Raw genomic sequence first — 26,741 nt, 5'->3', positions numbered from 1 at the left:
GGGCTATTATACTTGCTTTTGGCGTATTAGGTTCTTTATTGGGATTTACTTATGCTTATTTCAAAAAAGCTGTTTACACCGCTACGACAACCTTTGTTTTGGAGGATGGGGGATCAAATACAGCAGGAGCGTTAGGAAATCTAGGTGGATTGGCATCCATAGCTGGAATTGATATTGGTGGGAGCGGAGGTATCTTTCAGGGTGATAATATACTTGAGTTGTATAAGTCACGTAGTATGATTGAGAAAACATTACTAACTGAAGTTCAATATGAAAACCGAAAAGTACCATTGGTAGACCTTTATGTCGAATTTAATAAGCTCAAAGAGAGCTGGGATAAATCTACTAATCTAAAGAACATCTATTTTAAAAAGTCATTGAAATATAGTCGGTTACAGGATAGTGTTTTAGGAATTATTGTTCAGAGTATTAATGCAAATATTTTAAAGGTTTCAAAACCTGATAAGAAATTAAGTATAATTAAGGTAGAGGTTAAGTCTTCAAATGAATTTTTTTCCAAAGCTTTCAATGATGAGATTGTTAAAAATGTAAATGATTTTTATGTCCAGACTAAGACAAGAAAATCATTAGATAATATTTCTATTTTGCAACAAAAAACGGATTCCGTAAGGATGGTTATGAATGGGGCAATCTATAAAGCTGCTGAAGTAGCGGATGCAACTCCTAATTTGAATCCAACTCGCCAAACTCAAAGAATTGCACCTGTGCAGAAATCTCAGTTTAATGCTGAAACAAATAAAGCTATACTTGCTGAGTTAGTTAAGAATCTGGAATTATCTAAAATTTCTCTTCGTAAAGAAGCTCCTTTGATCCAGGTTGTTGATTACCCTGTCTTTCCTTTGGAGAAAGATAAGTTCGGAAAATTAAGAGGGATTATTGCGGGAGGGGGAATAGCAGGATTCCTGATATGTTTAGTTTTAATAGGCAGAAGGCTTCTGAAAAAAATTCTAGAATAAAAGATATGGATATTTTAAACTTAATTGGACGTAGGCAAGAATTATTCGAAAATGACATCAATATTTGTGAACAGGAGTTAAGCGATGTTGTAGGAATCTCTAAATTCTTAGTTATTGGAGGTGCCGGTTCTATCGGTCAAGCTGTTGCAAAAGAGATCTTCAAAAGAAATCCATTAAAACTTCATGTGGTTGATATTAGTGAAAATAAGATGGTAGAGCTGGTACGTGATATTAGAAGCTCTTTCGGATATATAGATGGTGATTTTCAGACGTTCGCGCTAGAGATGATCGGCAAAAAGGCCGCGCATCTGGCGAGAATGTAGTATACGTCCCAATAGAATATTCCGCCATACAAAATGTGATGGATAAACTGTTTTCAATTGATCTATGTATTAAATGAGCTAACGCTTATTAAAAAAAGCAATGTAAACGAATTTAAGAAAATTAAAAAGATAGTATTGCCGGAAGAAAGAAGTGTTGATATTGATACAATGGCAGGTTGAGTTCTAGCCGAGTATTATTAAGTATTTTTAACAAATAGAATGAAATTATTTAAGTCATTTTCCCTTTATACTATTGCCTCCTTTACAGAAGCAGCGATAGCCTTTCTTCTGCTACCGCTCTTCACATTCTATTTAACCACAAAAGATTTTGGGACTTTGTCTTTGCTTACCTCAATTTTTAGTTTTACTATGCCGTTAGTTGCCCTTGGGGCTCAAGGGGCAATATCGGTGGCTTATTTTAGAGAAGATAAAGCTAATTATCCCAGTTATTTTTCTTCTGCTATTTTTTCGCCATTTATCTCAACACTTATCATTTTCTCATTGGTTTTTGTATTTGGTTCTTTTATAGGGAATTATCTGAAGATATCAATATATTGGATCATGTGTGTGCCTATTTTTTGTTTTCTGTCTTTTTTTAATAATTTGGTTTTAGTAGATTTTCAAATTAAGAAGGAACCAATTAATTATGTTGTCTTTAGCCTTTCATCTTCTACCATAAATGTTTTGCTCTCTTTATTATTGGTTATTGTATTCAAATTTGGGTATGCTGGTAGGCTTCTTGGACAGTACTTTTCTATTTTTTTATTCTCTCTTATAGGAATATTCATCCTGTACAAGAAAAGAAAAATCCTGATCAAACAAATCAATTTCAAATACGTAAAGGATGCCTTATGGTTTGGTTTCCCGTTAATACCTCATGCTATAGGTGGGATGGTTATTAATATGTCTGATCGTTTGTTTATCGATCATTTTTATAGTAAAGAGCAGTTAGGGATTTATAACATTGGATATGTGATCGGATCTGCCATCTCTATTTTGAGTACCGGGTTTGCTCAGGTAATTGTGCCTTTTAGTTATGAGTTATTTGCTAAAAATACGGTGGCATCTAAAATAAAGGTTGTTAAAGTATATTGGTTATTTATAGCACTTCTAGCCTTTGTTGTTTTTTTTGTGTGGTTAGTTACCCCTTTAGTGTTTAAATGGTTTATCGATCCGAAGTTTATAGAAGGAAGTAAATACGTAATTTGGATAACTGTCGGATATTTTTTTCAGGGTCTATATTTATTATTTGCTAATATTATTTTCTATCTAAAGAAAACCAAAGTATTGTTTTATGTTTCATTCTTAAATGTTTTTGTTAACCTGAGTCTTAATTATTTTCTAATTCCCTGGTTAGGACCGATAGGTGCAGCTTATGCAACGTGCATAAGTTTCTTTGTGTTCTTTGTTACAGTTGGGGGCTTTTGTCATAGTGTTTATCCATTGCCTTGGTTAGGAGCTTTTACTAAAACAACAGTAGATTATGATGAAAATTATAAATAAAATTTTAGCGAAAGTGCATTCTATTCTAAAAGGGGCATATCACGCTAACTTATATGATAGTTATAGAACAAGCTATAATATCCATGAGTCTTTTTTCTTTAATGGAGAAGGGATATTATTTTATGGCGATGGAGAAATTAATATTGCTGAAAATAGTTATATAGGACGGTTCTCCATAATTCAGATTGGCAAAGGGGAAAAAGTAGAAATTGGTAAAAATTGTAGCATTGGACCATTTTTGAAAATCTGGACAAATACCGCTGAAGTAGATTCAGATTTTAATTTTCCGGATAAAAAACTAAGTAAGTTTGGGAGCGTGATAATCAAAGATGCTGTATGGATCGGTGCGAACGTCTTTATTTCGCCGGGTGTTACAATTGGATCAAATGCCGTTGTGGGTGCAAATGCAGTTGTAACTAAGGATGTTCCCGACTTTGCTATTGTTGGTGGCATTCCGGCTAAGGTGTTAAGATTCAAAAATATAAATAAATATGGAGATTTCGATAAAAGCACATAAGATGTATATGTTCTGTGTGTTTTATTTTCTGAAACTCAAAGAGTTTTGGTTAACCCTATCTCCTTTAATTTTAAAGCATGAAAAATAGCAAGAAGTCATTAATCGCAATTCAAGGGACAGCTCAGTTTCTCGCAGCGTATATTGCCCTTCGTTGGTATGAAGAGTCGATTCAAAAAGAGAGTAGTGATACCACCATCTTACTCTATGATACAAGCGTATCAAAGGATAATGAATCTTTATTTTTGAATTCTGTAAAAATGATGGCACAAGCTGTCTCTTTGAATAATGTAATTTTTATCAGCGAAACTGAGATGAGAGATCTCTCATTAAATTGGTATTCAAAATGCAAGAGAAAATTAAAATCAAAATTAGATAATATCGATTTTGACAGCGTATTGATTGCCCGGGACTATGGTAGTTTTGGAACTCAGTTAATCTTGAACGCTTATCCTAATGCTTTGAGCATTGAATATGGGGATTCATTTGGTCTTGTTGGAAACGAAAATGCATTAAAGACTTCATTTAGTGATTTTTTGAATCGGCCTTTAAATATACTTAAAGGGATTGTAAAAAAAGTCTTATATAATCATTACCCAAAGCGTATTAATTTTGATTTGACGATCTTAACTCTCCCTATGGATTGGAGCGGGAGATATTTAGCACATAAAAATCTAATTGTTCCTCCTAAAGCATTTGCGACAGATTTAATTATGAAGATGGTGAATCAATTACCTGATTTAATTAACTTCTGTAATGAAATACTAAATCATGTACCAAATAATAGTCATTTGTATTTAACAAGTAATTTGGCTAATTCAGGATTAACAAATTATGAGAATGAGTTGTCGCTGTACGAAGACGTGATTCGAGAAACTTCTGAGATTGGGAAATGTATTATTTTGAAGAATCATCCGAGGGCTTCTAATCTTATCCTAAAGGATTTGTATGAAAAATTAAAAGATCAGTATACAGTTATACTCATTGATAATAATGAGTATAGTCTTTATCCGATAGAACTATGGTTACTTTTTATTGAAAAATGTTGTATTTTGCCTGTTTTTTCTTCTAGTGTAGTGAGCTTAAAATACTTTTATAACAAAGATTCGATAATGCCTTTGAGTGAGAAAAAAATAGACAAATATTTATTTAGAGATTCAGTTCCGCACTTAGTTCGTGGGGAACTTTTTTGTAGAAATGCGACAAATGCTTTGGAAAGGTGGGACGGGAAGTCAGCATTATGGAAAACTCCTAACTAATTGTAGAACTATGTTGAATTATATAAAAGCCTTGATTTTAAATCGTAAAAGTAGATTTAAAAGACGTTTTTTATCAAATATCTCTTCCAAGGTTTTTTTTGGACCGAATGTACAAATATTGGGCATGGAGAATGTTTTAATAAAAGATAACTGCACAATTGGTGGAGATACTTTATTCACCATAAATAATAGGGATAATAAGGATATTCAGCTGGAGATTGGGCGTAATAGCTATATTGGAAGAGATAGTTTTTTTTCAGTCGGTAAGTCTATTGTCATAGGAGATTACTGTATATTTGGAAATAAATGCTCTTTCATTTGTAGTGATCATATTTTTGATAATCCTTTAGTTCCGTATGCCCTTTCAGGTAATAGTTATGAAAAAACGATTAGGATCGGTGTAAACTGTTGGCTTGGGCATGATGTTAGTGTAATTGGCAACATAAATATAGGTCACGGGTGTGTAATAGGGGCAAAGACCTTAATTACCAAAGATATTCCTCCTTTTAGTATGGTAGTAGGAAATCCAGCGAGGATAGTAAGGACTTTTAATTTTGATTCAGGATGCTGGGAAAAAGGAGAGCAGCAGCTAACATCCATTTATCATGATGAGAGGACATATTTGGGCAGTTTAATAAAGCATTCTAAAGATTTACCTCTTGGTTACCATTCAGCCTCGCATGAATATGGTGATCTTTAGAAGGGTATAAAAATAGACGCTAAAAAGTTTTAAAAGTAATACGATGGAAGATCCAGTCATATTTTTATGAGCTGACCATAAAATTGAAATAAATGAAAAATGTATTAATAACAGGCGCCTACGGATTTTTAGGACGTAATGTTGCCAAAGAATTTAAAGCAAATGGCGCTTATGTTGTTGGAATAGGTCATGGTAAATGGTATCAGGATGAGTACACCAAATGGGGGATTGACGAGTGGCACGAGACAACCATCACATTTGAAGCCTTATTGAATGTAAATCAGGAGTTCGATGTCATAGTTCATTGTGGAGGAAGTGGTTCTGTAGGTTTTTCTCATGAGAATCCTTATGAAGATTTCCAGAAAAGTGTTCAAAGTACTTTATCTTTATTGGAGTTTATCAGGCTTAGAAATCCTCAATGTAAGTTTATTTATCCTTCTAGTCCGGCAGTTCAGGGGAATTTAGGAAATATACCTATCAAGGAAAGTATGGAGTCTGTACCGGTATCCCCTTATGGATTTCATAAGAAAATTGCGGAGCAACTTTGTCTTTCTTACCATAACAATTTTAATATTCAAGTGGGCATAATACGTTATTTCTCCATATATGGGGCTGGATTAAAAAAGCAATTATTATGGGATGCCTGTAGAAAAATACAAGAATCCGATGTGGTTGTATTTTTCGGTACAGGAAAAGAAACTAGGGATTGGCTAAATATTAGTGATGCAGCGCGGCTCTTGCGAATGTTCTCAGAACATGTTAAGGGCTATGATGTGATCAATGGTGGATCTGGGCGAAGTATTGAGATTCAGAAAGTCATCAGTGATTTATGTAGTCATTTTAATAAACCGGTGTCAGTTAAGTTTAATGGAGCAACCAAAGAGGGGGATCCAATTTATTTTTGGGCGGATATTACAAAGGCATTGAGTCTTGGTTGGAAACCTGAAATAGATGTCGAAGACGGATTGGAAGGTTATGTTAAATATTATAAAGGATTAACATCATGATCAGAGTAGGATTTTTATTGGGCTTTCCAGTTGAATATAAGGGAGGGATCAACTATATTAAGAACTTGCTTTATGCAATACATAAATTTCATAGCAAAGAGATAGAGATTTATCTTTTCGTACCGAGTGATTTGGAGGAGGAATACATTACTTTGTTTAAGGATTATGCTAAAATAATACATACCAAAATCATACAGCGTAAAACGTTTCCCTGGTTAATTAGTAAGGTTAGTCAGAAGTTTTTTAATTTCGACCCGCTGACTTATCGTCTTTTAAAGAAATATAAAATAAACGTCATCTCTCATTCTAATTATGTTTTTCCTGGAGATTCTATAAAGACTATAAACTGGATACCTGATTTTCAGTATCTGCATTATCCAAAGTTGTGGACACATAAGCAATTGAAGCTTGAACATCGTTTGCATAAAGAATGGATTTTAAAGAGTGATAGAATTGTTGTCAGTAGTTTTGATGCGTTAAAGGATCTGGTTAGTGTTTATCCTAAAGATGAAAGCAAGGTTAGTGTGCTCCACTTCGTTTCCCAGCCCGATATACTTAAATATGATGAGCCTATAGATATTAGTCAATATGTAAAGGGCAAATATTTTTATCTTCCGAATCAATTTTGGGAGCATAAGAACCACTTGATTGTCTTCAAGGCAGTGAAGGAATTGAAGAAAAAAGGTTTGGATGTTAAAGTGCTGACCAGCGGTTTAATGAATGATTTTAGAAGTAAAAATCAGCATGTGGAAATGCTGAGGAAATATGTTGAAGATCATCAATTAACTGAGAACGTTTCTTTCTTAGGGCTGATTCCTTATAAGGATGTACTTCAGTTGATAAAAGAAGCTGTAGCGGTAATCAATCCTTCGTTTTTTGAAGGCTGGAGTTCTACTGTTGAAGAATCAAAAAGTATAGGTAAATCCATCATATTGTCAAATATAAATGTACATCAGGAGCAAGATCCTTCGAATGCTTTTTATTTTGACCCTACAGATAAAATTGAACTGGCTAGTATCATGGAGGACCTATGGTTAAATGCTGATCAGATGAATTTACAAAATAGAAAGGAGCAATTATTAATTAATCTTGATAACCGCACACGCGCTTTTGCTGATGATTATAAGGCAATAATAGATCAGCTCCTACCATCATAATGGCAGAAACAATGAGAACAAGTAAGGTGATTAATTCTTTGATGGTGATGTTTTTTATCTCCACATTGCTTGTTCCTGTTTTTATTTTAAATAAATTCTGTTTTTTATCCATAATTGGCATTATGCTGTTTAATCTAGATGCTAAAAACAGGATTTATACATCGGCACCAATAGTTGTATTTTGCATATTTTTATTTGGATTTTTATTGTCTTTTTTTGGGGTGGCAGACAGAGCATTAAGCAACCAGTTTATGGTTTCTGTCGCAGTTCTTTTCTTGATATATCCAATTCATCGGTATCAAATTGATATAGATAGGATTGTAAAACGATCAGGAATGTGGCTTTCCGTATTTACAGGGGTCTTCTTTTTAGCTGTAGTTACTTTTCCTGGTAATCCAATATCAAACGTTCTAACTTTTATTTTCGATAATTATAGTGCTGGTTCTTACGGTTTAAGAGATTTTTCTGAAGAAGCAACCTTAAGTTTTCATATAGGTACAGTACCTTTTCTATATCTTCCTTTTGCATTGTTTTTTCTAAGTTACTTAAAGGATAAAAAGCGTAAAAATATTCTTGGAATGCTGGTGATATTTCCCGCTATTGTCGCTAGCGCCTCGCGAGGTTTGTGGATGGTTTCCTTAATTAGTTTGATCGTAATTTATTTTCTTAATTTGAGGCTGTCGACCAAAATAATCTTTGTACTGATTAGTATTCCAATTGTTGTTTCTGTATTTGGCTACTTGATTGCCAATACCGTCCTGTTTAGTTCAGGTGAAGAGTCAAATAGTGTGAAAATAGGGCATATCACTTCATTCTTTGATCAACTGGACTGGACTAATTTTTTTATTGGTAATGGGCTAGCCTCTTTTTATTATTCATCTGGATCGGGTGTAATGAAGGCCCATACTGAAGTTACACCGCTAGATATGCTTCGATATTTTGGATTTATACTAACGCCAATTTTGTACACGGCAATATTCTTTCCAATAAAAAATCTTCGCGCTTATATTGGTGAAAATAGGTTTTATACACTAATTTTTGTGCTTTACTTAATCAACTCCTTTACCAATCCAATTATGTTTAATTCTTACGGCTTGTTAACTGTACTGTGGTATTGGTCGAAAATATTAAATAGTGAAAAACCCCTTCAACCAGGGAGTGATAGTAACATCGATGTATGGAAACCTGTCGTAATTTGAAGATGAAAGTTTTTGCTGTAATTGTAACTTACAATCCTGATTTTGATCATGTTGCCAATCTGTGCAAGGTGCTTATTCAAAGCAATTGTAATGTCGTTTTCGTAGATAACTCCGGAAATGGTGGTTTGGATAAGTTTTCGAAAGTAGCTGAAGTGTCTGTTCTGGACTTAGGAACTAATGAAGGTATTGCTCATGCGCAGAATGTTGGGATTGATTATGCGGTAAAGCAAGGTGCAGACACCATTGTGTTTTTTGATCAGGATTCGCAAATTGAGCTGAATTTCTTATCGGCGCTATTGGCACCGCTGGTTATTGGGACACCAAAGGTGGTAGCTTCGGTATTTTTTGATGCGAAGCAGGGTTATGAGTATCCTTCTTTTAGGTTTAGCCGGTTCGGGTTGCTAAAAAAAATATATAGTACAGGGAAACAGGCACCTTATCCTGTAGACGTGATTATATCATCTGGTTCGGCAGCTACTATAGCGGTTTTTGATATTGCTGGAGTGATGGATGAGGCTTTTTTTATAGATTTTGTAGATATTGAGTGGTCAATAAGGTGTCGTAGAAATAATATTCCAATTGAGATTGTTCCACAGGCAATTATGAGACATTCTATTGGAGAAACCTCTATTAATTTAGGCGTAATGAGAGGATTCATCCACAGTGCTCAAAGGAGCTATTATAAAGTGAGAAATCCTTTTTTGTTACTAAGGAAAGCAGATATACCCAAGGCTTTAGCAGTTAAAGAGATCGTAGCTGCTATGGTTCATCAGCTGTTATTTATTTTTGCGGTAAAGAAAAAACAGGACTATATAAAAAGCTATATGTATGGAATTTTAGATGGGATAAAAGGGATAACAGGTAAAAAATAAATTATAAAAACTACCATTTTGAGAATTAGTGTCTGTATTGCAACCTATAATGGGGAAAAATTTTTGCTGGAGCAGCTGGAGTCTATTTTATACCAATTGTCCGCGGATGATGAAGTTATTGTTGTGGATGATTGTTCTAAAGATAGAACAATCGAAGTATTAAAATCTATCAAGGATGACAGAATTAAAATTTTTATCAATGATACAAATAGAGGACATGTGTATTCCTTTGGGCGTTCCATCTCATTGGCAAACCATGATGTAATTTTCATGGCGGATCAAGATGACGTTTGGATAGCAGGAAGAGTCGAATTAATGAAAAAAGAACTCTTATCAGGTAAACGATTGTTGGTTTCTTCTAATTCTGGTTTCATGGATGTGAATGGGAATCCATTGGAATATTATTTAGATGGTGTCCATTCCGTGGATTCTGATAATTATTTAAAAAATATTTTGGCTATTTTTACTGGCAAAACAAACTATTATGGTTGTGCCATGGCTTTCTCTAAAAGACTTATTGAGGTTATTTTACCTATCCCAGAATATGTTGAATCACATGATCTTTGGATTGCAATGGCAGCGAATTTGTTAAAATCGAATGTACATCTTGATGAGGAGACATTTAATAGGAGAATTCATGGAAATAATGCCAGTATAGTGAATAGAAGTCTTTTCGCGAAATTAAGATCAAGATGGATTTTTGCCAAAAGTCTGTTTGAAATTTCAGTTAGAATAAGACGAAGTAAATTGTTTGTCGATTAAGAACCTTTTTTGGTAAAATATTTAATAATAGGAAGATAAAAATATGATTCAAAGAGCATACCAGATCTGTACAAAAACGATTATGGATACATCAGATCCAAAAATTGTCTTTGATAAAGATGGCATAAGTGATTATTACTACAATTTCCATGATGTCATCCTGCCGAACTGGAAGACTGACCACAATGGAGAGACTGAGTTGATGAGGATGGCTGAAAAGATAAAACAGCAAGGAGTAGGCAAACCTTTCGATTGTATTATTGGCATGAGTGGAGGCTTAGATAGTTCTTATTTGGCTTACATTGCTAAAGAGAAGATGGGGCTAAGACCTTTGATTTTCCACGTTGATGCTGGTTGGAATACACAACAAGCCGTTGGAAATATTGAAAAATTAGTGGATGGCTTGGGACTGGACTTATATACAGAAGTTATCAACTGGGAGGAAATGAAAGATTTACAGGTCGCATTTTTAAGGTCGCAAATACCCGATCAGGATTTGGTACAGGATTATGCCTTTTTTTCGGCACTTTACAAATTCGCGAAAAAAAATAAGATAAAATACGTCTTAACCGGATCAAATATATCTACTGAATGCTGCAGAGAACCTGAGGAATGGGGTGGCTATGCTGGTATTGATGAGACTTTAGTCAATGATATACACACGCGTTTTGGAAAAAGACCGTTAAAAACCTTCCCAATTGTAGATATTTTAAAGTATAAAATATATTATAAATATGTTTTAGGAATGCAGGTGTTTAAGCCATTGGATCTGGTTCCGTTTAACAAAAAGGAAGTTGAGCAATTGCTCCTGGATAAATTTGGATGGCAAAAATTCCAGCACAAACATCATGAATCCCGCTTTACTAGATTTTATGAAGACTATTGGTTACCTAGAAAATTTKGTTTCGAAAAAAGGCGCGCACACTTCTCTAGCTTGATTCTAACTGGTCAGATGACAAGAGAGGAAGCACTAACTAGAATCTCTAAACCAGAATTGGACGAGCAAATTTTAAAGCAGGAGTTTGAATACGTTGCAAACAAGCTGGACCTTACTGTAGCCGAGTTACAAGCCATTTTTGATGGTCAGAATAAAACTTACAGGGATTACAAAAACAAAAAAGGAATTATAACTCTGGGAACCAGAGTAATGAGGACATTGGGCTTAGAAAAAAGATTATTCAGGTGATTGCAATTATAGATTATGGTGTTGGGAATATTCGCGCATTTGCTAATATTTATAAAAAGTTAAATGTACCTTTCAAAATAGCTCAAAAGGCAGAAGATCTGGAGCATGTAGACAAACTGATTCTACCTGGTGTTGGCGCATTTGATCATGCTATGAGTCAGCTGGATGCATCTGGAATGAGACAAAGATTGGATGAGTTAGTGCTGGAAAAGAAGCTTCCTGTGGTTGGTATTTGTGTGGGCATGCAGATGCTGGCAAAATCAAGTGACGAAGGTCAGCTTCCCGGTCTTGGATGGATCAATTCCAGTGTTAAAAAGTTTGACGAAAGCAAAATAAAATTCAAAACACATTTACCTCATATGGGCTGGAATGACATTCATATCATTAAAGAAAATCCTCTAATGAGGGGATTGGAGCACAATGCTAAATTTTATTTTCTGCATTCTTATTATTTTGAATGTAATCAATCTGAGGATGCTATCTCGACAGCTGACTATGGCATAGAATTTACCTGTGCTGTTAATAAGAAAAATGTTTACGGTGTTCAGTTTCATCCTGAAAAAAGTCATGAATACGGAATCAAACTTTTAAAAAATTTCTCAGATTTGTAATGTTAAGACCTAGAATAATACCATGTCTATTGGTTCATGATAAGGGCCTCGTTAAAACAGTAAAATTTAAAGACCCAAAATATGTGGGCGACCCTATAAATGCGGTAAGGATTTTTAATGAGAAGCATGTTGATGAGCTTTCAGTTTTTGATATTGATGCATCTGTGCTTAATCGAGAGCCGGATTATAAGATGATTGAAAATCTAGCTGCAGAATGTAGAATGCCTTTATGTTATGGCGGCGGCGTTAAAACTGCTGAACAGGCTCAGCATATCTTCAGTTTGGGTGTGGAGAAAATTGCAATTAGTTCTGCAGCAGTAAATGATCCCATGTTAGTTAGTAGGATAGCCGAGCGTGTAGGAAATCAAAGTGTGGTAGTCGTTATTGACGTTAAAAAGAAATTGTTAGGAGGATACGAAGTATACATTAACAATGGAAAAAAAGGAACTGGTAAAAATCCATTTGAGCTAGCGAAGCAAGTACAAAAGTATGGAGCCGGTGAAGTCGTAATCAACTTTATTGACAATGATGGAATGATGAAAGGATATGATATGAACCTTGCTGAAAAGATGAGAGAGAGTATCACCCTGCCTTTAACCGTTCTGGGAGGTGCTGGTTCGCTTGATGATATTGGTCAGCTAATTAGTCAGTTTGGTATCATAGGTGCATCTGCAGGGAGTTTATTTGTTTTTAAAGGGGTATATAAAGCCGTGTTAATAAACTATCCTAGTCCTGAGGAAAAGGATGCACTTATAAAGAGTAATTTTAAATTTAATTAAGCTAGTATTAGAAAAAACAGATGTTAAAAAATAAAGCTTTATTGATTACAGGTGGCACTGGTTCATTTGGAAACGCAGTACTACAACGATTCTTGCATACTGATCATTTTAAAGAAATTCGTATTTTTAGTAGGGATGAGAAGAAACAAGATGATATGCGCAATCAGCTTAAAAATGATAAGTTGAAGTTTTATATTGGGGACGTAAGGGACTATGGGAGTATTGAACGAGCAATGCATGGTGTTGATTATGTCTTTCATGCTGCGGCCTTAAAACAGGTTCCTTCCTGTGAATTTTTCCCAATAGAAGCGACCAAAACAAATGTATTTGGTACTCAAAATGTAATTGATGCTGCAGTAGTTAATAAAGTGCAGAAAGTAATTTGTTTAAGTACTGATAAAGCTGCTTATCCTATTAACGCAATGGGAATTTCAAAGGCTTTAATGGAAAAAGTAGCTATTGCGGCCTCCCGAAATTCGGCTGAGACTACGGTTTGTTTAACAAGGTATGGTAATGTAATGGCTTCAAGAGGGTCAGTAATTCCCTTATTCTTAAAGCAGATTCAGGAAGGGCAGCCCATTACTATTACCGATCCAAATATGACACGATTTCTAATGTCATTGGAGGATGCGGTTGACCTGGTACTCTTTGCTTTTGAAAACGGTAATTCAGGGGATCTTTTTGTTAATAAAGCGCCGGCGGGAACTATAGGTGACTTGGCTGAGGCACTAAAACAGCTTTGCCATGCCGACAATGAAGTAAAGATTATAGGAACACGTCACGGTGAAAAGCTATATGAAACGCTATGTACTCGAGAAGAAATGGTCAAAGCTGAAGACTTGGGCGACTTTTATCGTATACCTGCAGATAATCGGGACTTAAATTATGCTCAATATTTCTCCGAGGGAGAAACAGACATTTCCAAAATAGAAGATTATCATTCCCACAATACTGAGCAGCTGGGGGTAGATGGTATGAAAAAATTATTATCTAATCTGCCTTTAATTAGGAAGGAAGTTTTTGAAGATATTAATGTCATTCAATACCCTGGATAAATAGATATGAAAGTACAAGTGTTAAATGGGGGAAAACATGTCGATAGCCGTGGTAGATTAGATCACGTTAATGATTTTGACATGTCTGAAGTAAAAAGAATGTATCTGATTACTCATATAGATCCTTCTGTTAAAAGAGGATGGAGGGCGCATAAATTAGAACAGCGTTGGTTCTATGTAGTTGAAGGTAGTTTTGAGGTCAGTTTAGTTAAAATAGATGATTGGGTAAACCCCAATCCTGATCTGCAATTGGAAGTTTATGTGTTATCTGCCGATAAACCCCAAGTACTTCATGTGCCTGTTGGTTATGCAACAGGATTCAAGGCTTTAGAACGTGATGCCAAGTTTATTGTATATGCTGATTTTGGCATTGAGAATGCGGTGAATGATAATTATCAATATCCCAGCGATTATTTTACGAATTGGAAGTGAACTTTATAAATGAATAAATTAAGAGTAGGAATAACAGGACAAGATGGGTTTGTAGGACAATACCTATATAATACTTTGGGTCTTYCTCCTGAGGAATTTGAACGAATAGATTTTAACAGGGATGACTTTGACAATCAAACGAAACTTAATGATTTTGTTGCTCAGTGTGATGTTATTGTTCATTTAGCTGCGATGAATAGACATCCGGATCCGGAAGTTATATATAATACTAATATTGATCTTGTTAAAAAAATTATTCTGGCACTAGAAACCTGTCAGAGTAAAGCTCATGTTTTGTTTTCATCTTCTTCACAAGAAGAAAATGAAAATTTATATGGTAAAAGTAAAAAAGAGGGTAGGGAGTTGTTAACGAAATGGGCAGATAAATCTGGGGGTAAATTTACCGGGATGGTTATTCCGAATGTCTTTGGGCCTTTCGGAAAACCTTATTATAATTCTTTTATCGCCACGTTTTCTCATCAGTTAAGTCACAATGAGCAACCTAAAATAGAAAAAGATACGGACGTCAAGCTTATTTATATTGGAGATTTAATAGATGTAATAATTTCTGAAATAGTGAAAGAGACTGGGGAGAATATACTTGTTGTTCCACATACAGATCAAAAGAAGGTTTCGGAGATATTGGCTCTTTTGGAAATTTTTAAATCCCAATATCTAGACGCAGGAATAATACCGGAGTTAAAGGACTTATTTGAACTAAACCTATTTAATACTTTCAGATGTTATATGGACATTCGAAATCACTATCCTGTAAAGTTTGTGAAACATGCAGATCCAAGGGGTATCTTTGTTGAAGTAATAAGGTTAAATGTTGGCGGACAAGTATCTTTTTCTACTACTGTTCCTGGGATTACCAGAGGCAATCACTTTCACACCCGTAAAATTGAACGTTTTGCTGTAATTAAAGGCAAAGCCTTGATACAGCTACGTAAAATTGGAACAGAGGATGTATTTGACTTCTATCTGGATGGGAATGAACCTGCTTATGTTGATATGCCAATATGGTATACCCATAATATAAAGAATATAGGAGATGAAGAACTATATACCAATTTTTGGATCAATGAATTTTTTAATCAGGATGACCCCGATACTTATTTCGAGACGGTTTAATAAAAAATAAACATCAAATTAAATGAGAGAAAAGCTTAAAGTGATGACAGTGGTTGGCACTAGGCCCGAAATTATCAGGCTTGCAAGAGTCATGGCCGCCCTTGATGCCTCTGAAGCAATTGAACATGTTATTGTGCACACTGGACAAAACTATGATTATGAATTAAATCACATCTTTTTTGATGATCTGGATATCCGTAAGCCGGATTTTTTTCTGAATGCAGCAGGAGCTACAGCTACAGAGACCGTTGGACAAATCTTAATTAAAATTGATCCTTTGCTCGAAAGTGAAAAACCAGATGCCTTTCTGGTCTTGGGAGATACAAACTCTTGTTTATGTGCTATTCCGGCAAAGAAACGTCACATACCTATATTTCATATGGAAGCAGGGAATCGCTGTTTTGATCAGCGTGTGCCTGAAGAAACCAACAGAAAAATCGTGGATCATGTATCAGATGTAAACCTTACCTATAGTGATATTGCCAGAGAATACCTTTTGCGTGAGGGATTGCCAGCCGATAGGATCATTAAAACAGGTTCTCCAATGTTTGAGGTACTAAATCACTACCTACCTAAAATTGAAAGTTCTGATGTTTTAAAGCGTCTAAATTTGGAGGAACAAAAATACTTTGTTGTATCTTCTCATCGGGAAGAAAATATTAGTAGTGAAAAGAACTTTGTAAACTTAATGCATAGTTTAAATCTTATCGCTGCTAAATATGGTTATCCTATTATTGTTAGTACCCATCCAAGAACAAGAAATATGATAGAAGCAAAGAGGATTGAAATGATGCCTGAAATCCAATTTCTTAAACCTATGGGTTTTAACGATTATAACGCGCTGCAAATGAATTCATATGCAGTTCTGTCCGATAGTGGTACAATTTCAGAAGAGTCATCGACACTTAATTTTCCTGCATTAAATCTTAGAGAAGCCCATGAACGCCCTGAAGCTATGGAAGAAGCTTCAGTGATGATGGTTGGTATGAATCCTGAACGCATTATGCAAGCATTGGTTCAATTACAGTACCAAAAGAGAGGAGAAGAAAGAAGTTTTAGAAAGGTAGCCGATTATTCTATGCCCAATGTTTCTGATAAAATGGTTAGAATAATTATAAGTTATGTTGATTACGTTAAAAGAGTTGTGTGGTCTGAATGAAAAAAAAGATTTTAATACATTCGCTAGTATTTAGTCCTGATGGGGTTTCCACAGCTTATTTATATAATGATATCGCTTTAAAATTCTTTGAAAGTGGATATGAAGTTGTGGTATTAACTACAACCCCTCATTATAATATTTTGGAAGAAGAATTATCCCAACAACCATTAAATCCAAAATTTTTTGGACTTTACTATGAAAGTAAATTTCATAATATCAGGGTAATTCACATTCCTCAAAAAAAATTTAAAAGTACGGTATTGCGGATGGTAGGTTTTTTGTACTGGCATTTTTTGGCACTAATTCTAGGATTAATGCAAAAGAATATTTCTTTGATATTATCTCCCTCTCCACCGCTTACAATAGGAATGATTAATATTCTTATTGCTAAATTAAAGGGGGCGAAAGTTATTTATAATGTTCAGGAAATTTACCCGGATCTTTTGATTAACCAGGGAAGCTTGAAGTCTAAACCTTTTTATAACTTACTTAGACTTTTGGAAAGATTTGTCTACAATAAATCGAGTGCAGTAACAACAATTGATTCTGTCTTTTATGAAACAATAAAACCCAGATTTAAAAATCCTTCCAAATTGCATGTTATCCCAAATTTTGTTGACACAGAATTGTTTAAGCCTATCCTACATGATAAGAGTTGCTTAGATGTTAATTTGTTTCCTGAAAAAAGAGGGATTTTAAAAGTGATGTATGCTGGTAATATTGGCTTGGCTCAAGATTGGGGACCACTATTAGAGATAGCCAAGAGATTGGTAGGTTTTAATGTGGAGTTTTGGGTCATTGGGGAGGGTGTTATGAAAGCTTATTTGGAAAATGAAATTAAAACTGAAAAGCTAACCAATATTCATTTAGTACCTTATCAACCGCGTTCGCAAATGCCAGGTTTAATTTCGTATGCAGACATTCATTTTATATTTATGTCCAGGGAGATGGAAGGTCAAGGTTTTCCATCCAAAGTCTACACTATATTGGCTTGTAGTAAACCATTACTGGTAATATCAGGAAAGCACACACCTATTCATAATTTTCTTGATGCGGCAAATTGTGCTTTTTTGGTAGATAGTGAGACTTTTCAAGAAAAATGTGAGGAGGTTGTGGAAATTTTGAAGTAAATTAATTCAGTCTATATCGGTTAGAAAGAATCGGGCCATATTTCTGTTTGAAATTAAATAATATCACTAGTAGGTGATATCAGATAATTTTCTTTAATTTTGACACTATTACAGTTCTTTGCTCTCACATAAAACGCTTACCTATGCTTTTCACCCTAATCTACCTTACAAGTCTTCTGGTTGTAGCTTTTGCTATTCCACCTATAATAACTGTTTCACTGAGAAAACGGCTGTTTGATGATCCAAATGAGTCCAGAAAGATACATAAACGTATTATTCCAAACTTTGGTGGCGTAGCCATTTTTACGGGGTTTCTTTTTTCCTGCTCCATATTTATTCCGTCACAGATATTGCCAGAGGCTAATGTTTTAATGGGTGCAGGTTTGGTACTTTTTATGATCGGATTAAAGGATGATATCATTGGTTTGGGCCCGGGTATCAAATTTGTTGCACAGTTCGCAAGTGCTTTTATTGTGGCTATGGTTGCAAACATAAGAATAACAGACATGCATGGGGTGTTTGGAGTTTATGATCTGCCTTACTATGCAAGTATAACTTTAACTGTCTTTTTTATCGTCGGCATTGTTAATGCTTTTAATCTAATTGATGGGATCGATGGGCTTGCAGGATCAATTGGATTAATTCTTTGCGTAGCATTTGGGGTGCTTTTTTATAAATCAGGGGATTTGGGATGGGCTTATCTGGCAACTGCATTGGCTGGAGCACTTCTTGGGTTTTTATTTTTTAACGTAACTCCCGCAAGGATCTTTATGGGAGATTCAGGCTCACTACTGTTAGGGTTCATTGCTGCTGTGCTGAGTATTAAGTTTATGACCATAAGTCTTACTGAAAACGTAATGGCCGGGCCATTTGTAGTCACCTCAGGCATGGGGATGGTCTCTGCGATTTTAATTATACCCGTTTTTGATACCTTACGTGTTTTTACATTAAGAATCATGCGTGGCACCTCTCCATTTACTGCAGATAGCAATCATATCCATCATCGCTTGCTCTCACTGGGTTTAAGCCATGTGCAGGCAACATTAGTACTCGCCTCTGTAAATGTTGTTTTTATTATTACTGCACTGGCTTTACAAAATATAGGTGATGCACAGCTGATCTCATTGATCATGCTGTTGATGCTAAGCTTAAATGGTGTCTTAAGTCTGTCTATAAATATCATTAGAAAGAGGGCTCGTTTGTTAACTACTTCAACTCAAGTAGATAAAATGGCTGAAGCAGATAAAAGCTTTGCTGAACGGGTTCTTGAGAAAATCTCAGAAAATTAACCTCCTTCCCTTATTAAAACGGTAAGTTTGCGGTGCAAAACTGGGATCGTTGTGTTTTCCAAAATACGGCATTAAAGTTGTGTGCATAGAATCCGATGAATACCTGTATGAAGAAAAAGCTATTTAATGAATAAATGTCTATTATTTTTTTTGTGTCTGATCTTGTTTGGATCCTGCGCAAAGGACTATCGCAACCAAGCTGAAGTCTATAGTAATGATTTTGAACAAAGTAATCTGACCGGTATTTCCGGTGGAGAGATCGAAACGTTCAACAACTCTAAAGTACTGGGTAGATACAACAATAGCGGGTTTGAGCTATCGTTGAGCAAGCTACCGGAACATGATTTGGTCGAAATCTCTTTTGATCTCTATATCCATGATGCCTGGGATGGGAATAAGGAAGGTGAAGATGGCATAGTTGACGGCCCGGATTTTTGGGAGATGATGCTGGATGGAAAGAGTTACATCAGAACAACGTTCTCTAATGTGCCCTGCGGAACCGGTACTTTTTGTGAGCCTCAGTCTTATCCGCACAATTATCCAAATAACAACAACAATCCTAAAACCGGTGCTGCTAATAGAAATCTTCCGGGAGTTTGTAATATGGCAGGTGTAGTAGGAGGAACCTCTTTGTATAAAATTGTTAAACAAATCAAACATTCCGATCAAAAGCTAATCCTGAAATGTGTTGATCAGTTAAAGCAAAGCAATGCTCCTGATCCTAAATGCGACGAAAGTTGGTCGGTCGATAATATTAAAATTAAAGCAATCAGGTTATGAGATACTTAAAATTAACCACCCTGATTTTATTAGCGGGAAGCTTTAATTTCAAATCAACGGCTCAATCTTTACCCGTTGGAACGCCTGGTGCAGAAGATTATTACAGACGTAGCCAGCTCCTTGGGCAATTGGATTCCAGCGTTTCCTTTATGGTAAGGCCGGTGATGCCTAAATCAGCTTTTGGTAAAAAGGATGTGTTTTACCTGGAAGATGAAACACGGTATAACCTGCTCGATGCTGATCATAGCTGGGGTTTGGATTCTGGCAAGTTTAAAGCCATGCTTCTGCCCTTAGGCATTCAAAATCAAATAAACACACACCATCCATATGGATGGAACGACGGGGCGATGATTCCTGCAAAGGGCTTACAAACTGTTTTAAGTGCAGGGATTTATGCCGAGTACGGACCGTTTACCATTCAATTCAGACCTGAAGTGGTCTTGGCCGCAAATACTGGGTTTGATACCTTTGATAAGGATCATTATGACGTAATTGCCGCAAGGTATTACGACTTTTATAACAATATAGACCTTCCGGCCAGGTTCGGAAAAAGTGCCTACAATAAAGCTTATTGGGGCCAAAGTAGCATCAGGTTAAATTACAAAGCCCTATCATTCGGCCTTTCAACAGAGAATCTTTGGTGGGGACCCGGCATGCGTAGTTCTCTTCTGATGAGCAATACCGCCCCGGGCTTTAAACACTTAACCTTAAATACCAGGAAACCGATTTCCACACCAATTGGATCTTTTGAAGGCCAGTTAATTGCCGGAAGACTGGAGTCATCAGGTTTTGGAGCGCTTGAACCTGAACGTGAATATTTTTTTAATCCATTGTATGTTCCAAAAAGAAACGATTGGCGTTATTTATCGGGGCTTGTTGTTACCTACCGACCTAAGTGGATTCCGGGATTATTTCTGGGCATAACTAGAACTGCCCAAACCTATAGCGATGACCTGAACAGCTTTGGCGATTATCTTCCTTTCTTCTCCAGGGTAAAACGGGTAGTAGGAGATGAATCCCTTAACCAACGGGATGAGCACAGTTCCATATTTATGCGGTGGCTATGGCCTGAGGAACATGCCGAAATTTACTTCGAGTATGGACACAGCAATTCCACACAGGATTTGCGTGGCGCACTGCTTGAACCACAGCAATCCAGAGCCTATCTTTTTGGGCTTAGAAAAATTCTTCCCTTCAACAAATCAAGAGATGAGAACATCATGATCAATGTGGAAGTTACGCAAATGCAGGAAACCTCAGCAGATAAGATCAGAACGGTCAATAGCTGGTACCTGAGTAAAAGCATCCGACATGGTTATACCAATCGGGGAGAAGTGCTTGGCGCAGGCATTGGGCCGGGCGGAAACCTACAGTCATTAGACGTGAGTTGGTTTAAGGGACTAAAGAGAATAGGATTGCAATTAGAACGCTACGTTCACAATAACGATTTTTACTTTTATGCCTATGAGGATAGTGTTGACCCCAGAAGGCATTGGACTGACCTGAGCCTCGCGGCAAATGGGGAATGGAATTATAAGAATTTCATTTTCAATGCGAAATTGCAAGGGATAAAGTCCTTAAATTATCAATGGTATTTGTTTCAGGGGCCTAATGATCCGATTTGGGTAAATGGAAGAGGTGCTTTTAATTTACAGGTTCAGGCAGGTGTTACCTATCGTTTTTAATCAGGCATTACAATGAAGAAGATATATTACTCAATCCTTACTGTTGTTATTTGCAGTGGTTTAAACTTAACCCAGACACAGGCGCAGTCACTTCCTGTTGGAACACCGGTCTTGGAAGACTATTATCGCAGAAAACAGCTACTAGGAGAGCTCGACTCGACAGTATCCTTTACAAGCAGGCCATTATTTCCTACCGAAGCATTTAAAGTGCACAATGTATTTGATCCGGATAGCTCATTGCGGGAAGATGGCTGGTTGAAGTTTGACGGCCCGCTTTCTTTTGCAAATGGAAAGGGAAAGTTCCAGATTTTACCCTTTAGCTGGCAGCAGCAATTCAACTCCCATCATCCTTATGGTTGGAACGACGGTGCGATGATCCCGGCTCGTGGGTATCAATCTTTGATCACAGGAGGCTTCTTCGCAAAAATTGGCCCTTTAAGCATTCAGCTACAACCTGAATTTGTATATGCTGCTAATAAAAGCTTTGATGGTTTTGCTCTCGATCGTTCAGATGTTGAACTTCGAAGGTATTATGCAAGATATACCGCTACTGATCTTCCTGAACGTTTTGGTGCTGGTGCTTATAATAAGGTCTTATGGGGGCAAAGCAGTATCCGCTTAACAATTGGTCCTGCGTCAATTGGCGTCTCCAATGAAAATTTATGGTGGGGGCCTGGTATGCGCAACTCTTTATTGATGAGTAATAGTGCTGCTGGGTTTAAGCATATCACTTTGAATACCGTACGTCCAATTCATACTTATATAGGATCTTTTGAAGCGCAGATTATAGCGGGTCGATTGAATGCTTCAGGTTTGCCGCCATTAGAGGTGCAGAATGCTGCCAACGGTGAGAATTTATTAAGAGAAAGGAAGGATGATTGGCGATATCTTTCTGCCTTGAATGTCAGTTTTCAACCTAAATGGGTACCTGGATTGTTTCTTGGTTTTACCAGAGCTTTTCATGCTTACCATTCTGATCTAAGTGGCTTTAAAGACTATTTCCCTTTCTTTACCCCTTTTCAAAAGGTTAAAACTGATGATGGGGATCCTTTTGATCGTGACCAATTGACTTCTTTATATGCACGCTGGATATTTACTAAGGCAAAGGCAGAGGTTTATTTCGAATATGGAATTAACGACAATTCCTATAATTTTAGGGATTTTATCGGCTCTCCGGATCATTCCAGGGCATATCTATTTGGGGTAAGGAAATTAGTGCCGTTGAAGGCACGTAAGGACGAATTTATTTCCTTTAATGCGGAAATTACCCAAATGTCTCAATCACCCGATCGCTTGGTAAGAGAAGCAGGAAGCTGGTATACCCATAGTGGTGTATTGGATGGCTATACTAACGAAGGACAGGTATTGGGTGCTGGTGTTGGCCCTGGAGGCAATCTTCAGTCACTAGATGTGAGCTGGGTTAAAGGTTTAAAGAAATTAGGTCTTTCATTTGAACGTTATGAGCATAATATGGACTTTTATTACGGTTCTATTAACGACTTGGATGGCCAAAGTAGAAGATGGGTAGATTTCGCACTAGCCGCTCAAGGCGAATGGAATTACGGAAATCTCCTATTCAATGCAAAATTGCAAGGAATCAGATCCATGAATTACCAATGGAGGTTAAAAGATTACGATCCAACTTCCGACAGGTATTACATCCCGCACAACGGCGTATTTAACTTTCATGGGGAACTGGGTGTTTCTTATCGCTTCTAAATAGAAGAATATAGAAACCACAGGCAATTCCTCCTATAAGCATACCGGTTAATATACCCATTGAGTATTTTAACCGGTTTTTCTTTAATGGTAGTTCAGGTTCATCTACAATCTGTACCGTTGGGGTTTCCTGAGCCAACATGGTTTTACTTACCTCCAGGTTCTTAACCGTTTCAGTAAAAATAGTACTTAAAACAATCTTATCACGTTCCTTTACTTCCGCAGTAGCATTAGCTGACGCATAAGCCGGATTCAGGTCTAACAAAGCCTGACTAGCAGAGGAAGCCGCATACGTCTTACGATTTAAGATCAGTCCAATGCTGTCTGCCCGGTGCTGTAAACGATTTACATTACTTCTTAACCTGCTGGTTTTGGTACGGATATAGAAATCCGTCGCTTGTTTAATGATGCGGGTACAGAATAGTTGTGCCAGCCTCTCATCTTTCATGGTGGTATTTACCTCAAAAAAGCCAAGCTTTTTATCGGTTTTTGCAATGCCAAACTCACCACCAAGGATCTGTTCGGTCATTACATGTAAAAGACTGTCCTGAATTCGGGTATATTGCTTACCATTAACCGGAAAAGTGATGATCTTTCCATCCTTACTGTATTTAAGCCATTTTTTGTTTAGCTTATTTACTTCGGCATAACGATCGGCCAGGGATCTGGTTTGTGTGGTATCATAACTGGAAAGCAAGGTGGCCTTAATTAATTTCTGGCTCTTTACCAGCTCTTGTACATTATCACCGGCCAGCACGCCACTACCACCACCAATTCCGTCCATACTAAAGCCAAACTGCCCTGCTAAGGCCGCAAGTCCACCAGCTCCTGATGATTTGGCGTCATCAATCACAAAAGTTAACCTTGCCGTATAAGAAGGTGTCCATACCCAGGCGCTTAAAGCACCAAGCAGTGCTCCCGTAATAATTGCAGCGGCCAACAGTTTTTTAAAACTGAAAACGTATTTAAGGTCATTTATGCGGTTTCCGATTACTTTGCTTAAAGAGAACTCGGGCTCGTATGGATATGGATTTTCCTGGGCCATGTTATTTGTTTAAAATAGCGATTAAACTGATCAATGCAGTCAGCGCCGATGTAATCCCGGTGATTTCAGCAAAGCCAAGCTTAAACCTGTTGTTTGGATCTTTTTCCGGTACTATAATCTTACTTCCCGGCTTCACAGATGGGTAATTACGGAAAAACAAGAAACGCCTTACAGGTTTGTTTAATCCGTCAGGATACTTTACATAAGCACCTTTCAATCGTGCATTTTCTTTTGTTCCGGCAGCCGCATTGATATAATACTTAAAGCTCCGGCCATTATAATCTACAAACTGAGGGTTATTTACTGCCCCTGCAACTTCTACAAAAGAGATCTGGCGAGGTATATAGATACTGTCGCCCGGTAAAAGGATCATGCTGGTCTTTACTTTTGGATCCTGGCTTTTATTGGTCAGATCCAGGTTCACGCGTACGCCTTTTCTAAATACCTGGGCATTCTCTAGAGCGCCATAAGGACTCAACCCACCGGCTCTTTGTAAAAGATCCAATGCCGTTTCATCCCTTCTTTGCACGGCGTAATCACCAGGGAACAATACCTCACCCTTCACACTGATGTTGCCAAGCGCGCGGTAGTTTACCAGTCTTGGAACATAAATATAATCCATCGGCTCCAGCTCCAGTTCCTGCGCTTCACCTGAGGTTTGATTCATATTTATGGTAAAGGTCTTCACCAATTGGTTGGCAACGCTATCTGAACTGTTTTTAATGATTCTCGAGATCTCTACATGATGCTCAGCAGCTTCATCCTGAAAACCGCCCGCCATCGCAATTACATCTGCCAGTTTCATGCCTTTTCTATACGTAAATGCGGCAGGAAGCTTAACAAACCCCGCAACGGTTACATTCTGGGCAGAAGTGAAAACAGCCCTGTCCTGAACCATAATAGAATCTTCTCTCATCAATGGAATATCATTTTTTCCATTCACCACATCTGCCGGATTAAAAGAGATCAGCTCTTTCTCCAGGGTGGTCAATGTTCTTTTGATGTGTCCACGCTCCATATAAGCTTCGGGTTTTAATCCCTGAGCTGTTTTTAGCAACTCAGCAAGGCTTAAGCCTGCTGTAAGCTCATAAGTGCCCGGTCTGTATACCGCGCCTTCTAGAACAACTCTATTGGTGTATCTTTCGGTAATCGCACCAATTTGTACCAGGTCACCATTGTTAGGTGTAAAATTCTTGTACAAAGAAGAAGGCACATCTTTTACCTCTCTTTGTAGCTCATTTACCTGAYCTACTTTAGCGATGCCACGATAAGCCACATCTGTAAATCCGCCTGCATATTTAATTAGGTCTTCCAGTTGTTCGTTTTCTTTAAGCTCATAAATGGCGGGTCTTTTAACTTCACCTTTAATCCCAACTCTCTTTTTGTAAACCGGGATACGGATCACATCCTGATCTTCCAACCTGGTGTTTCCGTCCATTAAGCCGTTTTGCAAAAAGTTGTAAAAATCGACTGTTTTATAGACTTTATTATTTCTTAGTAATTCAATATTTCTTAAGGAACCATTGTTATTTGGACCGCCTGAATTGTATAGCGCATTAAACAAGGTCGATAAAGATGATAAAGTGTAGGAACCCGGAGTTTTTACTTCTCCAACCAGCGTAACCTTAATGCTGCGGGTACTGCCCAGGTTTACGGCCAGCTGCGTTTGTCCATTTCGCAATGCAGGATATACCTTGGTCATTTTATTACGGATCAGACTTGTTGCCTGCTCTATCGTAAAACCATTCAGGTAAACAATACCTGCATATGGGATTTGTACATTTCCCTCAGGAGTGATCCTGGTACGTACACTGCTTTCGTTTAATCCAGTAACCAGCACAATCAGCTCATCACCTGGCCCCAATACATAGCTCTTAGGCGTAGCCATACTGAAATTCGGTTCAAATTTTATGGCGGTCTGGTTAAAGAACTCCATTCCATAAACATTTAGCGGCGCTTCAGGCACGGGAGCCGGTTTTGGAGCTACATAAGGTTTTATCACCGTTTGGGCCGTATCTCTTGTATAATCTACATTTGGTTTTTGGGGAGATGAGTTTAATTTCACCTGTTTTTTGTTCAAACCAAGTAAGGTCACCCTATTTTTAAATTCTTCTACTTCTGTGGCAGGCATTCCTTTTTGGATCATCAGCTTATAGGCTTCGCTTTCCGGAACCCCTGATTCCTGTAACTTTTTCCAGGCTTGTCCAATTTGCTCATCCGACAACTGGCTTACTTTTACATTCTGAATATCACTCATGGATATAGACTGCGCGTTACTTCGGAAAGAAGTAGCGAGGAAGAAAATGAAAAGAATATAAAAGGGTAATTTATTGTTCATGTAGATATTATGATAAATGACAAATATAAGTATTCAGGGTTAAAAGCCATAAGATACGCCGAACTTAAACTCGTTTGGAACAGCGGATGTTTGCAGAGCAGGTCTTATTACTCCATCCTGGTGCAT

At 37.0% G+C, this 26,741-nt stretch carries 25 protein-coding genes; 23 read left to right on the top strand and 2 right to left on the bottom strand.

Annotated elements, in window-relative coordinates; genetic code table 11:
• From AC1DDX_RS07145 to AC1DDX_RS07035, 23 genes are all read left to right on the top strand, one after another.
• On the top strand, nt 1–977 hold a 977-nt coding region (locus tag AC1DDX_RS07145; protein ID WP_477621900.1), incomplete at its 5' end, for a lipopolysaccharide biosynthesis protein.
• 5 nt (nt 978–982) lie between these two features.
• Nucleotides 983–1,300, top strand: coding sequence for a polysaccharide biosynthesis protein (locus AC1DDX_RS07140; protein ID WP_337718012.1), 318 nt, complete (start codon nt 983–985; stop codon nt 1,298–1,300).
• 219 nt (nt 1,301–1,519) lie between these two features.
• The gene (locus AC1DDX_RS07135; protein WP_337718014.1) at nt 1,520–2,803 is read left to right on the top strand and encodes an oligosaccharide flippase family protein; all 1,284 of its coding nucleotides are present in this window, start codon (nt 1,520–1,522) and stop codon (nt 2,801–2,803) included.
• Complete coding sequence (locus tag AC1DDX_RS07130; RefSeq protein WP_337718017.1) at nt 2,784–3,320, top strand: acyltransferase; 537 nt, start codon at nt 2,784–2,786, stop codon at nt 3,318–3,320. Before AC1DDX_RS07135 ends, AC1DDX_RS07130 begins: the two co-directional genes overlap by 20 nt.
• 77 nt (nt 3,321–3,397) lie before the next feature.
• The gene (locus AC1DDX_RS07125; RefSeq protein WP_337718019.1) at nt 3,398–4,576 is read left to right on the top strand and encodes a polysialyltransferase family glycosyltransferase; all 1,179 of its coding nucleotides are present in this window, start codon (nt 3,398–3,400) and stop codon (nt 4,574–4,576) included.
• Between the two features lie 10 nt (nt 4,577–4,586).
• Nucleotides 4,587–5,276, top strand: a complete 690-nt coding sequence (locus tag AC1DDX_RS07120) for an acyltransferase (protein WP_337718021.1) — start codon at nt 4,587–4,589, stop codon at nt 5,274–5,276.
• A gap of 92 nt (nt 5,277–5,368) precedes the next feature.
• Nucleotides 5,369–6,283 carry an NAD-dependent epimerase/dehydratase family protein gene (locus tag AC1DDX_RS07115; protein WP_337718023.1) on the top strand — a complete coding sequence of 305 codons (915 nt, stop codon included), beginning with the start codon at nt 5,369–5,371 and terminating at the stop codon, nt 6,281–6,283.
• Nucleotides 6,280–7,440 (top strand): glycosyltransferase, encoded by a 1,161-nt coding sequence (locus tag AC1DDX_RS07110; protein ID WP_337718025.1) that lies wholly within the window; start codon nt 6,280–6,282, stop codon nt 7,438–7,440. The genes AC1DDX_RS07115 and AC1DDX_RS07110 overlap by 4 nt, the downstream gene beginning before the upstream one ends.
• A 122-nt stretch (nt 7,441–7,562) precedes the next feature.
• A complete protein-coding gene (locus tag AC1DDX_RS07105) occupies nt 7,563–8,639 on the top strand; it encodes a hypothetical protein (protein ID WP_337718027.1) in 1,077 nt (358 codons plus the stop codon).
• On the top strand, nt 8,618–9,511 hold the full coding sequence (locus tag AC1DDX_RS07100; protein ID WP_337718029.1) for a rhamnosyltransferase: 894 nt from the start codon (nt 8,618–8,620) through the stop codon (nt 9,509–9,511). Before AC1DDX_RS07105 ends, AC1DDX_RS07100 begins: the two co-directional genes overlap by 22 nt.
• Before the next feature lie 18 nt (nt 9,512–9,529).
• Complete coding sequence (locus AC1DDX_RS07095) at nt 9,530–10,273, top strand: glycosyltransferase (protein ID WP_337718030.1); 744 nt, start codon at nt 9,530–9,532, stop codon at nt 10,271–10,273.
• A gap of 43 nt (nt 10,274–10,316) precedes the next feature.
• Nucleotides 10,317–11,459 (top strand): N-acetyl sugar amidotransferase, encoded by a 1,143-nt coding sequence (locus AC1DDX_RS07090; protein ID WP_477621899.1) that lies wholly within the window; start codon nt 10,317–10,319, stop codon nt 11,457–11,459.
• Nucleotides 11,456–12,070 carry an imidazole glycerol phosphate synthase subunit HisH gene (gene hisH / locus AC1DDX_RS07085; RefSeq protein ID WP_337718034.1) on the top strand — a complete coding sequence of 205 codons (615 nt, stop codon included), beginning with the start codon at nt 11,456–11,458 and terminating at the stop codon, nt 12,068–12,070. The genes AC1DDX_RS07090 and hisH overlap by 4 nt, the downstream gene beginning before the upstream one ends.
• Nucleotides 12,070–12,849, top strand: coding sequence for an AglZ/HisF2 family acetamidino modification protein (locus AC1DDX_RS07080; protein WP_337718036.1), 780 nt, complete (start codon nt 12,070–12,072; stop codon nt 12,847–12,849). Before hisH ends, AC1DDX_RS07080 begins: the two co-directional genes overlap by 1 nt.
• 20 nt (nt 12,850–12,869) lie before the next feature.
• Nucleotides 12,870–13,904, top strand: a complete 1,035-nt coding sequence (locus AC1DDX_RS07075) for a polysaccharide biosynthesis protein (protein WP_337718039.1) — start codon at nt 12,870–12,872, stop codon at nt 13,902–13,904.
• Between the two features lie 6 nt (nt 13,905–13,910).
• A complete protein-coding gene (locus AC1DDX_RS07070; protein ID WP_337718041.1) occupies nt 13,911–14,336 on the top strand; it encodes a WxcM-like domain-containing protein in 426 nt (141 codons plus the stop codon).
• Nucleotides 14,337–14,345: 9 nt separating this feature from the next.
• Nucleotides 14,346–15,470, top strand: a complete 1,125-nt coding sequence (locus tag AC1DDX_RS07065; protein ID WP_477621898.1) for a polysaccharide biosynthesis C-terminal domain-containing protein — start codon at nt 14,346–14,348, stop codon at nt 15,468–15,470.
• Between the two features lie 22 nt (nt 15,471–15,492).
• Nucleotides 15,493–16,629, top strand: coding sequence for a non-hydrolyzing UDP-N-acetylglucosamine 2-epimerase (wecB, locus tag AC1DDX_RS07060; RefSeq protein ID WP_337718044.1), 1,137 nt, complete (start codon nt 15,493–15,495; stop codon nt 16,627–16,629).
• A complete protein-coding gene (locus tag AC1DDX_RS07055; RefSeq protein ID WP_477621897.1) occupies nt 16,626–17,759 on the top strand; it encodes a glycosyltransferase family 4 protein in 1,134 nt (377 codons plus the stop codon). Before wecB ends, AC1DDX_RS07055 begins: the two co-directional genes overlap by 4 nt.
• Nucleotides 17,760–17,902: 143 nt before the next feature.
• The gene (locus tag AC1DDX_RS07050) at nt 17,903–19,048 is read left to right on the top strand and encodes an MraY family glycosyltransferase (protein ID WP_337718048.1); all 1,146 of its coding nucleotides are present in this window, start codon (nt 17,903–17,905) and stop codon (nt 19,046–19,048) included.
• A 126-nt stretch (nt 19,049–19,174) separates the two neighbouring features.
• Nucleotides 19,175–19,828, top strand: a complete 654-nt coding sequence (locus tag AC1DDX_RS07045) for a hypothetical protein (RefSeq protein WP_337718050.1) — start codon at nt 19,175–19,177, stop codon at nt 19,826–19,828.
• Complete coding sequence (locus AC1DDX_RS07040; RefSeq protein WP_337718052.1) at nt 19,825–21,513, top strand: capsule assembly Wzi family protein; 1,689 nt, start codon at nt 19,825–19,827, stop codon at nt 21,511–21,513. Before AC1DDX_RS07045 ends, AC1DDX_RS07040 begins: the two co-directional genes overlap by 4 nt.
• Nucleotides 21,514–21,525: 12 nt before the next feature.
• Entirely contained in the window at nt 21,526–23,232 is a 1,707-nt protein-coding gene (locus AC1DDX_RS07035; protein ID WP_337718053.1) for a capsule assembly Wzi family protein, read from the top strand.
• On the opposite strand, the gene AC1DDX_RS07030 is transcribed toward AC1DDX_RS07035, so the two are convergent.
• Nucleotides 23,192–24,277 (bottom strand): hypothetical protein, encoded by a 1,086-nt coding sequence (locus AC1DDX_RS07030; RefSeq protein ID WP_337718055.1) that lies wholly within the window; start codon nt 24,275–24,277, stop codon nt 23,192–23,194. The two genes, AC1DDX_RS07035 and AC1DDX_RS07030, sit on opposite strands and share 41 nt — an antisense overlap.
• Before the next feature lies 1 nt (nt 24,278).
• Nucleotides 24,279–26,615, bottom strand: a complete 2,337-nt coding sequence (locus AC1DDX_RS07025) for an SLBB domain-containing protein (RefSeq protein ID WP_477621896.1) — start codon at nt 26,613–26,615, stop codon at nt 24,279–24,281.
• Nucleotides 26,616–26,741: the final 126 nt, after the last annotated feature.

This window comes from Pedobacter sp. 10L46_2, from assembly GCF_056395165.1.
Note: the sequence above shows the minus strand (reverse complement) of the source record. Positions and strands in the feature narration are given on the sequence as shown.

What these genes read in the sequence shown, in the direction of transcription:
- AC1DDX_RS07110 (WP_337718025.1), top strand. Translation starts at nt 6,280, where the DNA reads ATGATCAGAGTAGGATTTTTATTGGGCTTTCCAGTTGAATATAAGGGA.
- AC1DDX_RS07045 (WP_337718050.1), top strand. Translation starts at nt 19,175, where the DNA reads ATGAATAAATGTCTATTATTTTTTTTGTGTCTGATCTTGTTTGGATCC.
- AC1DDX_RS07055 (WP_477621897.1), top strand. Translation starts at nt 16,626, where the DNA reads ATGAAAAAAAAGATTTTAATACATTCGCTAGTATTTAGTCCTGATGGG.
- AC1DDX_RS07115 (WP_337718023.1), top strand. Translation starts at nt 5,369, where the DNA reads ATGAAAAATGTATTAATAACAGGCGCCTACGGATTTTTAGGACGTAAT.
- AC1DDX_RS07105 (WP_337718027.1), top strand. Translation starts at nt 7,563, where the DNA reads ATGCTGTTTAATCTAGATGCTAAAAACAGGATTTATACATCGGCACCA.
- AC1DDX_RS07140 (WP_337718012.1), top strand. Translation starts at nt 983, where the DNA reads ATGGATATTTTAAACTTAATTGGACGTAGGCAAGAATTATTCGAAAAT.
- AC1DDX_RS07125 (WP_337718019.1), top strand. Translation starts at nt 3,398, where the DNA reads ATGAAAAATAGCAAGAAGTCATTAATCGCAATTCAAGGGACAGCTCAG.
- AC1DDX_RS07130 (WP_337718017.1), top strand. Translation starts at nt 2,784, where the DNA reads ATGATGAAAATTATAAATAAAATTTTAGCGAAAGTGCATTCTATTCTA.
- AC1DDX_RS07135 (WP_337718014.1), top strand. Translation starts at nt 1,520, where the DNA reads ATGAAATTATTTAAGTCATTTTCCCTTTATACTATTGCCTCCTTTACA.
- AC1DDX_RS07120 (WP_337718021.1), top strand. Translation starts at nt 4,587, where the DNA reads ATGTTGAATTATATAAAAGCCTTGATTTTAAATCGTAAAAGTAGATTT.
- AC1DDX_RS07100 (WP_337718029.1), top strand. Translation starts at nt 8,618, where the DNA reads ATGGAAACCTGTCGTAATTTGAAGATGAAAGTTTTTGCTGTAATTGTA.
- AC1DDX_RS07075 (WP_337718039.1), top strand. Translation starts at nt 12,870, where the DNA reads ATGTTAAAAAATAAAGCTTTATTGATTACAGGTGGCACTGGTTCATTT.
- AC1DDX_RS07080 (WP_337718036.1), top strand. Translation starts at nt 12,070, where the DNA reads ATGTTAAGACCTAGAATAATACCATGTCTATTGGTTCATGATAAGGGC.
- AC1DDX_RS07035 (WP_337718053.1), top strand. Translation starts at nt 21,526, where the DNA reads ATGAAGAAGATATATTACTCAATCCTTACTGTTGTTATTTGCAGTGGT.
- AC1DDX_RS07070 (WP_337718041.1), top strand. Translation starts at nt 13,911, where the DNA reads ATGAAAGTACAAGTGTTAAATGGGGGAAAACATGTCGATAGCCGTGGT.
- wecB (WP_337718044.1), top strand. Translation starts at nt 15,493, where the DNA reads ATGAGAGAAAAGCTTAAAGTGATGACAGTGGTTGGCACTAGGCCCGAA.
- AC1DDX_RS07030 (WP_337718055.1), bottom strand. Translation starts at nt 24,277, where the DNA reads ATGGCCCAGGAAAATCCATATCCATACGAGCCCGAGTTCTCTTTAAGC.
- AC1DDX_RS07050 (WP_337718048.1), top strand. Translation starts at nt 17,903, where the DNA reads ATGCTTTTCACCCTAATCTACCTTACAAGTCTTCTGGTTGTAGCTTTT.
- AC1DDX_RS07040 (WP_337718052.1), top strand. Translation starts at nt 19,825, where the DNA reads ATGAGATACTTAAAATTAACCACCCTGATTTTATTAGCGGGAAGCTTT.